Annotated in this window: 12 protein-coding genes; 8 read left to right on the top strand and 4 right to left on the bottom strand. The window is 61.0% G+C overall.

Annotated elements, in window-relative coordinates:
• Window positions 1-32: 32 nt before the first annotated feature.
• A complete protein-coding gene (locus ACMFWR_RS26025; protein WP_413195264.1) occupies window positions 33-2,936 on the bottom strand; it encodes a bifunctional 3-(3-hydroxy-phenyl)propionate/3-hydroxycinnamic acid hydroxylase in 2,904 nt (967 codons plus the stop codon).
• Window positions 2,937-3,046: 110 nt separating this feature from the next.
• Here ACMFWR_RS26025 and ACMFWR_RS26020 point away from each other — a divergent pair, with 110 nt between their 5' ends.
• From ACMFWR_RS26020 to ACMFWR_RS26010, 3 genes are all read left to right on the top strand, one after another.
• Window positions 3,047-3,964: a LysR family transcriptional regulator gene (locus ACMFWR_RS26020; RefSeq protein WP_413195263.1), complete on the top strand. Its 918-nt coding sequence runs from the start codon at window positions 3,047-3,049 to the stop codon at window positions 3,962-3,964.
• Between the two features lie 173 nt (window positions 3,965-4,137).
• Complete coding sequence (locus ACMFWR_RS26015; protein ID WP_413195262.1) at window positions 4,138-4,986, top strand: fumarylacetoacetate hydrolase family protein; 849 nt, start codon at window positions 4,138-4,140, stop codon at window positions 4,984-4,986.
• An 80-nt stretch (window positions 4,987-5,066) separates the two neighbouring features.
• Window positions 5,067-5,846 (top strand): SDR family oxidoreductase, encoded by a 780-nt coding sequence (locus ACMFWR_RS26010; RefSeq protein WP_413195261.1) that lies wholly within the window; start codon window positions 5,067-5,069, stop codon window positions 5,844-5,846.
• A gap of 127 nt (window positions 5,847-5,973) precedes the next feature.
• On the opposite strand, the gene ACMFWR_RS26005 is transcribed toward ACMFWR_RS26010, so the two are convergent.
• Entirely contained in the window at window positions 5,974-6,297 is a 324-nt protein-coding gene (locus ACMFWR_RS26005; RefSeq protein WP_413195260.1) for a hypothetical protein, read from the bottom strand.
• A gap of 755 nt (window positions 6,298-7,052) precedes the next feature.
• Between ACMFWR_RS26005 and ACMFWR_RS26000 the strand changes: the two genes are divergently transcribed.
• The 3 genes from ACMFWR_RS26000 (at window position 7,053) to ACMFWR_RS25990 (ending at window position 10,039) form a co-directional block, all read left to right on the top strand.
• Window positions 7,053-7,907 carry an oxidoreductase gene (locus ACMFWR_RS26000; protein ID WP_413195259.1) on the top strand — a complete coding sequence of 285 codons (855 nt, stop codon included), beginning with the start codon at window positions 7,053-7,055 and terminating at the stop codon, window positions 7,905-7,907.
• Window positions 7,908-8,089: 182 nt separating this feature from the next.
• Window positions 8,090-8,422, top strand: a complete 333-nt coding sequence (locus ACMFWR_RS25995) for a DUF2322 family protein (RefSeq protein ID WP_413195258.1) — start codon at window positions 8,090-8,092, stop codon at window positions 8,420-8,422.
• A gap of 159 nt (window positions 8,423-8,581) precedes the next feature.
• On the top strand, window positions 8,582-10,039 hold the full coding sequence (locus tag ACMFWR_RS25990; RefSeq protein ID WP_413195257.1) for an NCS1 family nucleobase:cation symporter-1: 1,458 nt from the start codon (window positions 8,582-8,584) through the stop codon (window positions 10,037-10,039).
• Between the two features lie 137 nt (window positions 10,040-10,176).
• Here the strand turns inward: ACMFWR_RS25990 and ACMFWR_RS25985 are convergent, their stop codons facing one another.
• Window positions 10,177-11,055: an SDR family oxidoreductase gene (locus ACMFWR_RS25985; RefSeq protein ID WP_413195256.1), complete on the bottom strand. Its 879-nt coding sequence runs from the start codon at window positions 11,053-11,055 to the stop codon at window positions 10,177-10,179.
• A gap of 131 nt (window positions 11,056-11,186) precedes the next feature.
• Here ACMFWR_RS25985 and ACMFWR_RS25980 point away from each other — a divergent pair, with 131 nt between their 5' ends.
• Window positions 11,187-12,089: a LysR family transcriptional regulator gene (locus tag ACMFWR_RS25980; RefSeq protein WP_413195255.1), complete on the top strand. Its 903-nt coding sequence runs from the start codon at window positions 11,187-11,189 to the stop codon at window positions 12,087-12,089.
• On the opposite strand, the gene ACMFWR_RS25975 is transcribed toward ACMFWR_RS25980, so the two are convergent.
• Entirely contained in the window at window positions 12,064-12,471 is a 408-nt protein-coding gene (locus ACMFWR_RS25975; protein WP_413195254.1) for a VOC family protein, read from the bottom strand. The two genes, ACMFWR_RS25980 and ACMFWR_RS25975, sit on opposite strands and share 26 nt — an antisense overlap.
• 219 nt (window positions 12,472-12,690) lie before the next feature.
• Here ACMFWR_RS25975 and ACMFWR_RS25970 point away from each other — a divergent pair, with 219 nt between their 5' ends.
• On the top strand, window positions 12,691-13,392 hold the full coding sequence (locus ACMFWR_RS25970) for a helix-turn-helix transcriptional regulator (protein ID WP_413195253.1): 702 nt from the start codon (window positions 12,691-12,693) through the stop codon (window positions 13,390-13,392).
• Window positions 13,393-13,408 lie beyond the last annotated feature (16 nt).

Here is a 13,408-nt window from a genome sequence, read left to right as displayed (position 1 = left end):
TTGATTCCGATGTGGCACGGCTTCGATTCACGTTATTCACGATCGACTCCCGCAAGCCTGAGCTGCGTCGATTCGCAGCACGCGCGGATCAACGCCATTCCATAGTCGTTGCCGTTCGGCGTCCGCACGATCGTGTGGATATGGAATTTCTTCGGTTCGGTATTCGACAGAAACACACCGGCGTGATGGTCGAATTCAACAATGAGCACCGGGCTTTGAATGCGGTAATAGAACGGATCGTTGTCGCCGTATCCGCCGATCCAGCAAAAGTGCGTCTCGTCGAGGTGGCTTCGGATTTCAGCCATTCGAGCTTCGAACGGGCCGGTCGGCAGATAGGCGTGATAAATCGCAACGAGCTCGAGCAGCAGCGCTTTGCATTCGGCCGGGAACTGCTTAACCGCGACGCCTTCGTACGGAATGGTCCGGTTGTCCTGAAACGCGCCTGCCAGTAGCAGTTCGTCTCCAATCGCGACGCGTCCCGCCGGCATCGAAGGATCGCGCTTGAGATCGTAAAGCCGGGCCTGATCGCGAACGGCGGGAGGCAGGCTGCGCATGAGTTCGAGGCCGACCGCTTCCTCCTCGTTGAGTTCGGCGACGCCCTGATCCTCACCTGCGTCGATCACGTTGGGCTCGGCGCCCATGAACAGCGGAGTAAAGACCATCTGCCGCCCGATGATCGTGCAATTGAGGCACAGATGGTGTCCGTAGAAACTCCACCCCCACGGTTCGTCCGACGAGGGTGTGCCGAACACGTTGAAGTTGTAGCTGTACTCATTCATGACCTTGGGCGCATGAGTGAGCGCGCCAAGAAACGCATTGACCTTCATGAGATGCCGGGCCTTCTGGAAACCTCTTGCGCTCAGGCTGGCCTTCAGGATGGCAAGGATCGCATCGCGCTTGGGCGCATCGATTTCATCGAGCCTGAGACCGAAGCGGTTCATGTAGACCTCGGGGTTCATCCACGCACGGCGGGCGGGAGCGTCGAGCGGGTGCATGACCTTGGCCCTTTCTGCATCCGATGCGATCTGCAGGAATGCCTCTGCGGCTACGCGTATCTCGTCGACGGGTGCGGATTCATCGCGCGGCGCGTAGAGATCGTCGATGAGCGACCCGTCCGCGGAAATGCCGCGGAACGACTCTTCGGCAAGACGTTTTCTCCACATCGCGAACATCGGTCCGCTGCGCGGATTGGCGATGCACAGATCAGCCCAGGAATACGCATCGTGTTGCTCGATGCCGGCAACCTTGGGATCGTCGGCAGGCCGCAAATAGGCGCGGAAAGATTGAGGGTCGAGGTACTTAGACTCCGCAGCGGAAGCTTCTTCATCAAGCAAGCGTCGTTTCAATGACGTCAATGCATCGCATGCGGCTTCAATACTCTGAAACCCCGCAAAGACGTAGTGATCCGGCCGGACGATCGCGCCAATGCAGTCATGTCGTTCGAGGAAGGCACGCACGACGGTTCCCGATTCCACAACGCATTCGATGCCATACGCGTGCGCACGCTGTCGGGTCACCGTATCTCCGACGACGATGACCACCAGATTCAATCCATGTCGTGCCTCGTTCAAGGCGTGCAGCTCGGCGTCATCCGGCCACTGCGAAAGCACGATATGAAATTGCCCATCGAAGCGCTCGTCGAGCAGTGAAGCATGACCGAGCGCATCGATCACCTCGGGCTGAGGGAACACGCGGCCTGCCATCCCTTCTGCACCCGAAGTCGACGTGTCATATGCGATCAGGCCATCGCGAAGCGGTGGAATCATGTCCTGCCGCACGAAGGTCTGCGGCTCACCGGAGCTCAGCAACGCGGCATCGCGCGCACGGGCGGCGGTTTCGTCGCGCTCGGAAATCAACGTGCCGCGTTGTTTGGCGATCAGCGTTGTTTCGATGACATTGGGTTTGCGTTCTTCGACATAGGTGTCGAGTAACGAATCCGAAGCCTCATTGCGAATGACGCTGGCCAGCTTCCATTCGAGGTTTCCCGCATCGCGCAGGCCCTGACACATGCCTTGCCCGAGAAACGGAGGGGTCTGGTGCGCGCTGTCGCCCGCGAGAAAGATCCTGCCGCCGTGCCAGTCGCGCGCGACAAGGGCGTGAAATTGATAGGGTGCGGCGCGCAGGATTTCAGCCTGACCTGGCTTGAGCCAGCGCGACAGCAGCGACCACAGGTAGGTATCGGACAGCAGGGTGTCGCGGTCTTCGCCTTCGAGCACCATGAATTCCCAGCGCCGGTGATTGCCGGGGCACACGATATAAGAGCATGGGCGCGACGGCTCGCAATACTGGCGGTTTGCATCGGGGAGCAGGTGCAGGTGTGCGTCGTCGACTCTGACGTCCACGACCATCCATGACACGTCATAGTCGTAGCTCTGCAGTGTGAGGCCGAGGCTTTCGCGCGTCGGGCTCCATGCGCCGTCGCAACCGACTGCATAGCGGGCGGTCCATGATGCGCTATCGTCGATTGCGTCGCTGTCTGAACGCGTTTCGATGCGCACTCCGTTCGCGTCCTGTGAGACCGACGTGACTTCGTGTCCGAAGTGCAGGGTCACGGTCGGCATGTCGTGCAGCGACTCGCGCAGGACGGTTTCGACGCCAGGCTGGTCGCACGTATAGTTCGGCTCCCACGTGAGGGCGAACGGAGGTTGCTCGCGACGAAGCCGCTGGATGATCTGACCGTCGACGCCGGTGTATTCGGTGTCCCTGAACGAATCGATATGCGGCAGCAATTTGTGCGCGACGCCGATGCGCTGGAAGAGACGCATCGCATCATGATCGAATCCGACGGCACGCGGCTGCGGATAGACCGATGTCGTTCTTTCGAAAACGACGACGCGCAGGCCGCGTCTGCCCAGGAGTCCTGCGAGTGTGGCGCCGATGGGGCCGCATCCGAGAATGGCGACGTCGTAGGAGGTGAGGTCCTGGCTGGCGATCATGCTTGCGTCTTGTCCGATAGGGGCGGGAAGTAAGTGAACGCAAGCCTAGCGACGCGTACATTGCGGCACAATTGACATAATTTGACACCTGAGTTGCATTGGATTGAACGATGAGCCGCCGCCTATTCAAAATCCCGCTCGAGAGCTTGAACGTGCTGGACGCTATCGACAGATACGGCTCGTTTGCCGGCGCGGCGCAACATCTTTGCGTTGTGACGTCGTCGGTGACGCACTCGGTCAAGACGCTTGAGGAAATACTCGGGATTACCCTATTCGACCGCTCCGGGCGACGGGCTCACTTCACAGCGGAAGGCCGGACGATTCTCGAGCGCGGCAGACAATTGCTCGCTCAGGTCGGTGAGTTCAACGACGGGCTTCAGCTACTCGCGACGGGATGGGAGCCGAGGCTGCGCATCGCGGCCGATCACGTCGTGCGCATGGAGACGTTGATGTCGGTGCTCGACGAGTTTTACGCAACGACGTCGGACACTGCGCTGCACATCACTCAGGAAGCCGGATCGGGATGCTGGGACGCACTGCTCTCCGGCCGCACCGATCTGATCGTCGGTGCACCGGCCGAGGGGCCGCCGGGTGGTGGCTATGAATCGATCGTGATGCACGAGATGCGTTTCGTGTTTGCTGTCGCGGCGAGTCATCCGCTTGCCCGCGTCGAAGGCGAGGTGACCAACGAAATGGTCCAGTCGCATCGATCCGTGGTGATCTCGGACACGACGTTGTCGTTGCCGCGCTTGAGGCGCGGGTTGCTGCACAACCGCGATGTGCTTTACGTGCCGAACACGATGTCGAAGCTTCAGGCCATCCTGCAGGGCACGTCGTGCGGATTTCTTCCGCGTGACCTTGCGGCGGCGCACGTCGAGGCCGGCGCCCTCAAGATCCTGGATGTGCAGATTCCTCACCCGCCCGCGGAAAGTCGTATCGCCTGGCGCACCGACGAAGACGGCAAAGCGCTGCGCTGGTGGATCGAGCGCCTGACCGCACCGCGATTTGATGAGCAGCTTTTCTATTAATTTTCGGGGGCGACGCGCCTTGCGTCTTGAGACGCTGACATAGAGGGCGCATCGTTCAACGCCTCTCAACGTTCTCGTCAATATTTCTGAATTGTCCGCAGTGAAGACGTCCACTAACGTGACAGGCCTTGCCCTAGCGGCGATACGCCTCGCACTGAGTCTTTATTGCGCCCATGAAATACATCAGCTTCCAATACCAGCAACGCCAGAGCTACGGTGCAGTTGTCGCCGATCGCGTCATTGACCTTGGCCGTGAATTCGGGGCGCGCGCGCCTGACCTCAAAAGCCTGATTGCGCAAGACTTGATGCGCGACGCGGCACGGTTTGCGTTGCAAGCCACAGAGACGCTGGACCTCAAGGCGGTGCAGCTGCTTCCCGTCATCCCCGATCCGGGCAAGATTTTTTGCGTGGGCTTGAATTACTCCGAGCACGTCCAGGAAAGCGGACGTGAAGTCACCGAGCATCCGACGATCTTCCTGCGCGTGCCTGATTCGCAGCTTGCGCATGCGGCTGCCATCATCGCGCCACGCGAGTCGACCCGGCTCGACTACGAAGGCGAAATCGCGATCGTCATCGGCAAAGCGGGGCGCCGCATCAGCGAAGCGAGCGCCTACGAACATATCGCGGGGTACGCGTGCTACAACGACGCCAGCGTGCGCGACTGGCAACTCGCTACATCGCAATGGACGGCCGGAAAGAACTTTGCGTGCACTGGCGCGTTCGGTCCGTGGATGGTGAGCCGCGACGAGATTCCCGACGATCGGGTGATGACGTTGGTGACGCGCCTGAACGGGCAGGAGATGCAGCGCACCACGACCGACAAGCTTATCCACGGCATCCCGCGATTGATCGCGCATATCTCGACGTTTTCGCCGCTTGCTGCCGGCGACGTCATTGTGACGGGCACGCCGGGTGGTGTGGGGTCGCGACGCACGCCCCCGGTGTGGATGAAAGAGGGCGATGTCGTCGAAGTCGAAGTGGATGCGATCGGCGTGCTACGCAACACCGTGATGGGTGAGTGATTGTCTCTACGTCGTCGCTTTGATTCACGTGCGCATTGACCGCGCGAACACACGCTGCACAGCGATAACAAGGAATCACCATGGATTTGGGCATCCAATCACGTAAAGCACTCGTCGCGGCTTCGTCGGCAGGGCTTGGACTGGCTTGTGCGACGGCGCTCGCACGAGAGGGCTGTGTGGTCACGATCAACGGACGCGACCTGTCCCGCCTTGAACGCGCGCGCGAATCCATTGCGCAGGAAACCGGCGTGGAGGTTGCGACGGTTGTCGCGGACATCAACTCGGAGAGCGGGCGCGCCACATTAATTCAGGCATGTCCCGACGCCGATATTCTCGTCAATAACAATGCGGGTCCGCCGCCGGGATCCTTGTCCGAATGGGACCATGCCGCATGGGTCAGCGCACTCGAGGCCAACATGCTTGCGCCGATCCTGCTGATCCGCGCCCTGCTGCCCGGGATGCGCGCGCGGCGGTTTGGACGCATCGTCAACATCACATCGGCGATGGTGAAAAGTCCGCGTCCGCACATGGCGTTGTCGACGACAGCACGCACCGGGCTCACGGCTTTTTCCAAAGCCATGGCGCTCGAGTCGGCGGTCGACAACGTGACGATCAACAACCTGCTGCCCGAACGTATCGACACAGGCCGCCAACGGTTTATGGCGGAACGCATGATGAAGGCGCAAGGCATCGACATGGCCGAAGCGCGGCGACGCATCACGGAGACGGTCGCGGCCAAGCGCTTTGGCACGCCGGCCGAGTTCGGCGACGCCTGTGCGTTTCTCTGCAGCGCGCAGGCCGGTTTTATCTCGGGACAGAACCTTCAACTCGACGGCGGCACGTATCCGGGGCTGATCTAGATCGCGGACGTCGGGCGTTGCTTTGAGAGCGCGCGACACGATCCGGCCCGTTCAGCGCAACGTCGGGGGCTGACCGACGCGGTCGGATCGAGCAACGATCAGCAGCGATCAGCAGCGCCCCCGGTGGTCACTCGTCGTTGTCGTCATCCGGTCCGACGAGGTCGGCCCAATATCCTTGTTGCTTGAGGAATTCGATCCGTGCGAAGTCGGAATAGCCTTGCTCGCCGACAGTGTCGACCAGCACGCTGAGCGACACGCCCTGGCGGACGCTTTGCCTGTAGAGAGCCTGATACTCGTCGAGGGGCAGATCCCGGACGATTTCATAGCGCCGGGCGTCCCTTCGCCATTCGGAGATTCGTTGCTTTGCCACGCCGACTTCGATGGCGACGGTTTCGGACGTCAGCAGTCCGGTCAGCGCCTTTTGAATGAGCGCGAAAACTCGATCGTCCATTGACGCGACGTCTTTGCGTGCGACGTCCGCGATCGGACGAAGCGATTTGGTAGGGCTATTCAGCATCTTCTTTTTCCCCGCAGTCATCGCTGGAACATGGACCGCTGCGAACCGCACTGTCCGTGCCTGCGATGTGTTACCCCGTGTGCGCGCTATCTTTCCGACGCACCGTATCCGGGCCCTTTTCAGGGCCATATTCGCGATCGCCCTGACGGCGCACCGCTTTACTTCGCATTTCTGACAACCTGATTCTGTTGCGTTGTCGGTCACACTTTTTCGCACGCCTGTGCGCAATACTTCGTACCTCTATGACTGGCTAACGACCGTTGGGCCGTATAGTTGAGTCAAACTTACTTGCGCGATGTTTTATTCACTCATTCGTCATTCATCAGTCAAATCTCCAGATACATCAGCGCCGGCATTGGGATCGCGGCGGCTTCGATGCGTAGTGATCGGCTAGTGAAGGCGCAAGTACTCACTGCGACCGAAATGCGTGATGTGCCATGGCTCGACTTCACCATGTCGAACGCGAATGATGCAACGCGCCTCGGCATCGGCGCGTGCCGTTCAAATACGACCGGATTGATGGGCTTGCGTTCACGGACTGTCACCAGCAGCCGCGCACGTGCAACACGACATGAGCTATGCTTCAATCGAGTGTTGATTTCCTCATATGTATGTCTCGTCGGGCTGCGCCGCAACGACTCGATCCATCCCCTTTCCACGTGCAGTCGCACACTTCTCAGGAATAGACCATGGCACACGCCGATACCCCCGTATGGCTCATTACTGGATGTTCTACCGGCCTCGGCCGAGCGCTGGCGACGTTGATCGTCGAGCGCGGCTGGCGCGCGATCGTGACTGCGCGTGACGCTTCGAGTGTGGCCGATATCGTGGAGGGCGCTCAGGATCGCGCCATCGCACTCAAGCTCGATGTGACGAAGCAAGCCGATATCGACGCGGCCGTTGCGGCGGCGCGTGAGAAATTCTGCCGGATCGACGTGCTCGTGAACAATGCCGGGTACGGTTATCAGAGCAGCGTCGAGGAAGGCGAAGAGTCGGAGATCAGGGCGCAATTCGACGCGAATGTGTTCGGCCTGTTCGCGATCACGCGCGCCGTGTTGCCGGTGATGCGCGCGCAGCGCAGCGGCAACATCATCAACATCACGTCAGTGGCGGGTCTGATCGGATTTCCGGGCTCGGGATATTACGCGGCGTCGAAGCACGCAATCGAAGGCTGGTCCGATGCGCTGCGCGCCGAGCTTGAGCCTTTGGGCGTCGGCGTCACGTGCGTCGAGCCCGGCCCGTTCCGCACGGATTGGGGCGGCCGGTCGCTGCGTCAGACGCCGAGCTCGATTGCCGACTATGCGGAAACCGCAGCCAAGCGGCTTGCGATGACCAGGCAATTGAGCGGTACGCAAGCGGGCGACCCGGTGCGAGCCGGCGAAGCCATGATCGCGATCGCACGCAACACCGAGGCGCCGCGCCATCTGGTACTCGGCGAATGGGGCTTCAATGCAGTCGTCGAGCGCATGCACAAGCGCACACAGGACATCGAGAGTCAGCGCGAGCTGAGCTTGTCCGCGGACTTCGACAAGGCGGCGTCGTAGGCCATTGCACATCTTCCGAACCGGCGCGCAATCGCATATCGACGCAACGCTGCGTACGGATAGGCTGGCGACAATGAGTCCGGGACGAAATACTCCGGGCGAATCGGCGTTTCGCCACGCGTGCCCTCACTGGCGCTAAGATACGGGCCCCCTCAACGATCGTATTGACCAAGGATTGACCGATGATCGAGCCGACCCCCGTATTCAAGGACAACCTGTCCCAATTGCCTTCGATCGAAGGCATCGACCATATCGATCTGGTCGACGGCGCAGGCACTGTCGTCGCGACCATCGAGAACAAGCCGGGAAAGCAGGGCTCGGTGGCGGTGTACCACTATTTGAAAACCGTCTTCGGCTCGCTCGATGCGAAAGCCGCCGAGCATGGCCTTGCGGTGTTCGGCGAACACACGGCCGATGCGCGCAATCGACCCGGCGCGCATCCGAACGTCGATCGTCTTATCGTGATCGCGGAGGGCGGCGAGCCACTACGGATCGAGGTGTTGCCTAGCCAATAAGATCTGTAACTTGGGGTTAACCCATTTAGAAGAGTCCTCCAAAGCACGTACAGTGCTTGCCTACGAGCCTGCTCAGGCGCCGGGGTATCGCTCGGAGTATCGCTGTCCAAGGCCGCCAGGCTGTGTTTCCTTATTTCACGCACTGAAAGGAGGTGACAGATGGACATTCGAGACCCTTCCCCCGGCCTCTACAACGAAGACCTTGCGCCGAGCCGCGTGCGCAACTGGGGCGCCTTCAGCATCTTCAACGTCTGGACCTCGGACGTGCATAGCCTCTGGGGCTATTACCTCGCCGCGAGCCTGTTCCTGCTATGCGGCACCTTCATCAACTTCGTGCTCGCGATCGGCATTGGATCGCTCGTGATCTTCGCGTTGATGAACCTGATTGGCTACGCAGGCGAGAAGACCGGTGTGCCTTATCCGGTGCTCGCACGTGCATCGTTCGGCGTGTGGGGCGCGAACCTTGCCGCACTCGTGCGCGCCGTGGTCGCGTGCTTCTGGTATGGCGCGCAGACGGCCGCGGCCTCGAGCGCGCTCGTGGCATTGCTGATCCGCGACGACCACATGCTGCTGTTCCATCAAAGCACGCACTTCCTGAGCCATTCGGGTCTCGAAGTGATCTGTTATGTCGTGATCTGGGCGTTGCAGCTGCTGATCATTCAGAAGGGCATGGAGACGGTTCGCAAGTTTCAGGATTGGGCCGGCCCGGCGGTCTGGATCGCGATGCTGATTCTGGCGATCGGCTTGTGCGTGAAGGCGGGTGGCTTCTCGTTCGAGAGCGGCATTCCGACGAGCCTGTTGCTCGACAAGACCAAAGACGTCGGCGTGAGCGGCGACCCGGGGTCGTTCTGGGCGCTGATGGCGGTGGGCGCGACATGGGTCACGTATTTCGCGGCGCTCTATCTGAACTTCTGTGACTTCTCCCGTTACGCAAAGGATCGCGATGCCGTTCGCAAGGGCAATTTGTGGGGACTGCCGGTCAATCTGATCGCGTTCTCGCTCGTGGCGGGTGTCACGACGATCGCGGCATATCGCGTCTATGGCGAAGTGTTGCTGCATCCCGAACAGATCTCGGCAAAGTTCGACAGCTGGGTGCTCGCACTGATCGCAGCGCTGACGTTCGCGGTGGCCACGCTCGGCATCAACGTGGTGGCCAATTTCGTTTCCGCATCGTTCGATATTTCGAACGTGTTTCCCCGGCAAATCAGCTTCAAGAAGGGTGGGTATATCGCGGCCGCCATTGCGCTCGTGCTGTATCCGTCTTCGCCTTGGGAAGGCAATGCGGCGCACTTCGTCAATGCGATCGGCGCGACGATGGGGCCGTTGCTCGGCATCATCCTCGTCGACTACTACCTGGTGGCGAAGGGCAACATCAACGTTGCCGCGTTGTACCAGGAACATGGCGAATATCGCTATGAAGGCGGCTGGAACATCAACGCCTTGATCGCCGCCGCCGTGGGCAGCGTGTTTTCGACGTTCCTGCCGAACCTGACGACCGTGCTGCCGATCTGGTGGGGGACCTATGGCTGGTTCTTCGGCGTCGTAATCGGCGGCGGCGTCTATTTCGTCATGACGATGCTGCGTCCGCGCGTGGTCGCCACGCCCACGCGGGCGTGACGTGACTCCATAAAACGCGTTGACCGATGGCGCCGCGACCTAGGCTTTGACCCACGCGTCGGCCGTAACGACAGCGAAGTCAGGATATGGCCTCGGCGCGGAGCCCAAGAAGATGCGGTGACCGATGGCGCCGCGATTTATTCCTTGACCCATGCGTTGGCTGTCGCGACTGCGAAGTCGCGGTACGACCTTGGCGCGCGGCCCAACAAGGCGGTGAGGCGCTCGACATGCGCCGTGGAGGCACGCGCACCGTCCTGCTGGTAGCGCTGCATCATCAGGCGCATGTCGTACACGAGCCATGGCGGCGCAGCGGCCTTGAGTCGTTGCTCCAGCACGTCGAGGTCATTGCCGCCATAGCGAATGGGGCGGTCAAGGACCTCGGCCCAGACCTGAACGATGGATTCGGCCGTCATGGCATCCGGACCGACGAGGTCATAAGTTTCCCGCGGCAAGCGAGTCTCCGCGCGCTCCCGGCGAAGCAGTTCCTTGGCGGCCACTTCGCCAATATCACGCACATCGACCATCGAAATGCCTTTGTCACCGATCGGCATGCCATAGATACCGTGCTGGAGAAGCGGCTCCTTCTGCCGGACATCGTTCTGAATGAAATACGCAGGGCGCAGCACCGTGGCCGGCAAGTCGCAGCGTTCGATCATGCGTTCTGCGGTGTACTTGCCCGTGAAGTGCGGCACGTCGACGTACTCCTCTCCCTTGAATACCGACAGATACACGATGCCTTTGACTTCCGCTTCGCGAGCGATGCTCAACACCTGCAGCGCCTGAGTCAGTTCGTCAGGTGCGTTGGGCGCGAGAACGAACACGGTGCTGATGCCCTTCATCGCGCGCCGCACGGAATCGATGTCGGAAAAGTCACCCTGTACGGCTTTCACGCCGTCGGGGAATTGCGCCTTGTCGGGCGAGCGCGTCAGTGCATGGATCGACACGCCGCTACCGCGAAGTTGCTCGAGCACCTGCGTACCGATAACGCCTGTGCTTCCTGTGACGAGAATGGTCATGATGTCCTCTCAAGTGGATGGGGGCTGAAGGTTGAAGGGTTGAAGCGGCCCCGGTGAATACAGATTATTCGTTCCGAATATGACGCGATAGCCATAGAATCGAAACACCTCGTCTCATCAGCGGAACGATTATGGATCTGACGGCACTTTCTGATTTCAACGCAGTGGCCCTGTATGGCGGGTTCGGCCCGGCCAGTCGAGCACTCGATCGTCCGAAGGCGACGCTGTCGCGACGCGTCGCTGAACTCGAGGACGCACTCGGTGTGCGATTGATCGAACGGGGCGCGCGGCGCATGCGCCTGACCGAAGAGGGCATGGCGCTTCACGAGCGCACGCATGCCCTCGTCACGGAGCTTCAGGAGGCGGGCGAAGCGGTGGCCTCGCGAGGGCCCGTCGCTCGAGGGCGGCTTCGGGTCAGCGCGCCGGTCGTGTATTCGCACGTGGTGTTGTCCAGAATCGCGGCGCGTTTTGCTTTGGCCTATCCGGATGTGGAACTCGAACTGGTCGCTGAGGACCGCGTCGTCGATCCGGTCGAAGATGGTTTCGACCTCGTGATCCGTGTCGATCCGCCAACGGACGAGAGGCTGATGGGAAGGCGCATTCAGACCGATGAGCTATGGCTGGTTGCCACGCCCACCGTGTCGATTCCACCGAGACGCAAGCACAATGCGAACCCGATCGCGATTCCGGCCGTCGTGTCGACGGTCGGTCGTTCGAATGCGAACTGGAGCGTGTTGAACGATCGCGGCGCGGCGATCCGCTACGACCCGAAGGCCGTGCTTCGCTTGTCGTCGCTTCTGATGGTGCGCGAGGCGGTGCTGACGGGCGTGGGTGCCGGCATGCTGCCCAAATTGCTGGTCGAGCACGACGTCAAGGCACGTCGGCTGGTGCGGCTAGGCAAGGACGACGGCGCACCCGTGGAAATCTGGGCGTTGTACCACTCGCGCCGTCTGCTGAGTGTGAAGGTCAAGGCCTTCCTGAGCGTGCTTCAGGAAGCGGTGGGATCCGTCAGTTCGATACCGCCGCGTACTTAGCGATCGCGGGCTCGCTGACCGGCGTAAAGAAGTTGATCAGATTTCCATCGGGGTCGCGAAACAGCAATGACCGGTTGCCCCACGGCTGTGTTGTCGGGAGCTGTGCAATGACTGTGTCGGTTTTGCGCAGCTTTTCATACTCCGCGTCGACGTCGGCGACGATGAATTCCATGATCGACGTGCGATTGTCCGCCGCATGGGCAGCGCTTGCCCCGTAGGCGTCCATCGATCGCTTGCTGGCAATGGCCAGGGTGCCCGACGGCGTCGCGAGTTCGGCGAAGTCGTCCGTGTACCACCGGGGCGCGAGTCCGAGAGCGTTTTCGTAGAAACTGACGAGTCGCTTCATATCGTCGGTGATGACGCGGGTCGAGACAAAATTCATTGCATGCTCCGGAGGTGGTGTATTGAACGGGATTCGGTCGAGGCCGGATGTCGCTGGCTGTTCGCGGAAGCCGCGTATAGCGACGGGTTCGCTTGTCGTCGCGGCGGGGACCAAGCGCATGTCCGCTACTATTCGCGTCACAACGACATCGTTTGAACGCGACGTCGATCACATCCTAGACAAGGGCTGCTGCCACCGTGGTGTCAGCAGTGAACTGCGATGCGCCGATCCGACCGGCTCTTTCAAATCATCCAGATCCTGCGCCGTTCGTCGCGACCGGTGACGGCGACCGCATTGGCCGACGAGCTCGAAGTGTCGAAGCGGTCCGTCTATCGCGACGTTGCCGATCTGATCGGTCAGCGCGTGCCGATACGCGGCGAAGCGGGCATGGGATACGTCCTGGATCGCGACTACGACATGCCGCCGCTGATGCTCACGCCCGATGAGCTCGAAGCTGCGGTGCTGGGGGCGTTGTGGGTTGCGCAGCGCGGTGACCCTGCATTGTCGAGTGCAGCGAAAGACTTGATCGCCAAGATCACGGCCGCTGTTCCTGAACGGCTTCGTCCGTTCATTGATGAACCCACGACAGGTGCGCCGCCGCCACAAGTGCGTTTCCACGATGGGCTTGATGCGGTTCGGACGCGTGACTGGATTCGCAACGCGAAGAAGATCCGGATCCGTTACCGCGACGAGCACGCACGGGAGAGTGAGCGCACCGTATGGCCGGTGATCATCGGGTACGCGGAAACCGTGCGGCTACTTGCTGCATGGTGCGAGCTTCGCCAGGACTTCCGGCATTTCCGCACGGACCGGATCGTATCGGCCGAGTTTCTCGATGAGCGTTACGAAGGCCGCAGGAGTGAGCTGATGACGCGATGGAAGCGTTATCTCAAGCGTGCACGCGGGGTCGAGCTGCCATAGCGACCCCTCTCGCTCC

The organism is Pararobbsia alpina, from assembly GCF_965118125.1.
Lineage (GTDB): Bacteria > Pseudomonadota > Gammaproteobacteria > Burkholderiales > Burkholderiaceae > Pararobbsia > Pararobbsia alpina_A.
This window is presented reverse-complemented; position numbering and strand designations above follow the sequence as displayed.

Bases quoted from the DNA above. Each gene is read 5' to 3' on its own strand.
- ACMFWR_RS26005 (WP_413195260.1), bottom strand. From the start codon at position 6,297: ATGGACGATCGAGTTTTCGCGCTCATTCAAAAGGCGCTGACCGGACTG.
- ACMFWR_RS26010 (WP_413195261.1), top strand. From the start codon at position 5,067: ATGGATTTGGGCATCCAATCACGTAAAGCACTCGTCGCGGCTTCGTCG.
- ACMFWR_RS25975 (WP_413195254.1), bottom strand. From the start codon at position 12,471: ATGAATTTTGTCTCGACCCGCGTCATCACCGACGATATGAAGCGACTC.
- ACMFWR_RS25980 (WP_413195255.1), top strand. From the start codon at position 11,187: ATGGATCTGACGGCACTTTCTGATTTCAACGCAGTGGCCCTGTATGGC.
- ACMFWR_RS26000 (WP_413195259.1), top strand. From the start codon at position 7,053: ATGGCACACGCCGATACCCCCGTATGGCTCATTACTGGATGTTCTACC.
- ACMFWR_RS25990 (WP_413195257.1), top strand. From the start codon at position 8,582: ATGGACATTCGAGACCCTTCCCCCGGCCTCTACAACGAAGACCTTGCG.
- ACMFWR_RS26015 (WP_413195262.1), top strand. From the start codon at position 4,138: ATGAAATACATCAGCTTCCAATACCAGCAACGCCAGAGCTACGGTGCA.
- ACMFWR_RS25995 (WP_413195258.1), top strand. From the start codon at position 8,090: ATGATCGAGCCGACCCCCGTATTCAAGGACAACCTGTCCCAATTGCCT.
- ACMFWR_RS26020 (WP_413195263.1), top strand. From the start codon at position 3,047: ATGAGCCGCCGCCTATTCAAAATCCCGCTCGAGAGCTTGAACGTGCTG.
- ACMFWR_RS26025 (WP_413195264.1), bottom strand. From the start codon at position 2,936: ATGATCGCCAGCCAGGACCTCACCTCCTACGACGTCGCCATTCTCGGA.
- ACMFWR_RS25985 (WP_413195256.1), bottom strand. From the start codon at position 11,055: ATGACCATTCTCGTCACAGGAAGCACAGGCGTTATCGGTACGCAGGTG.
- ACMFWR_RS25970 (WP_413195253.1), top strand. From the start codon at position 12,691: ATGCGCCGATCCGACCGGCTCTTTCAAATCATCCAGATCCTGCGCCGT.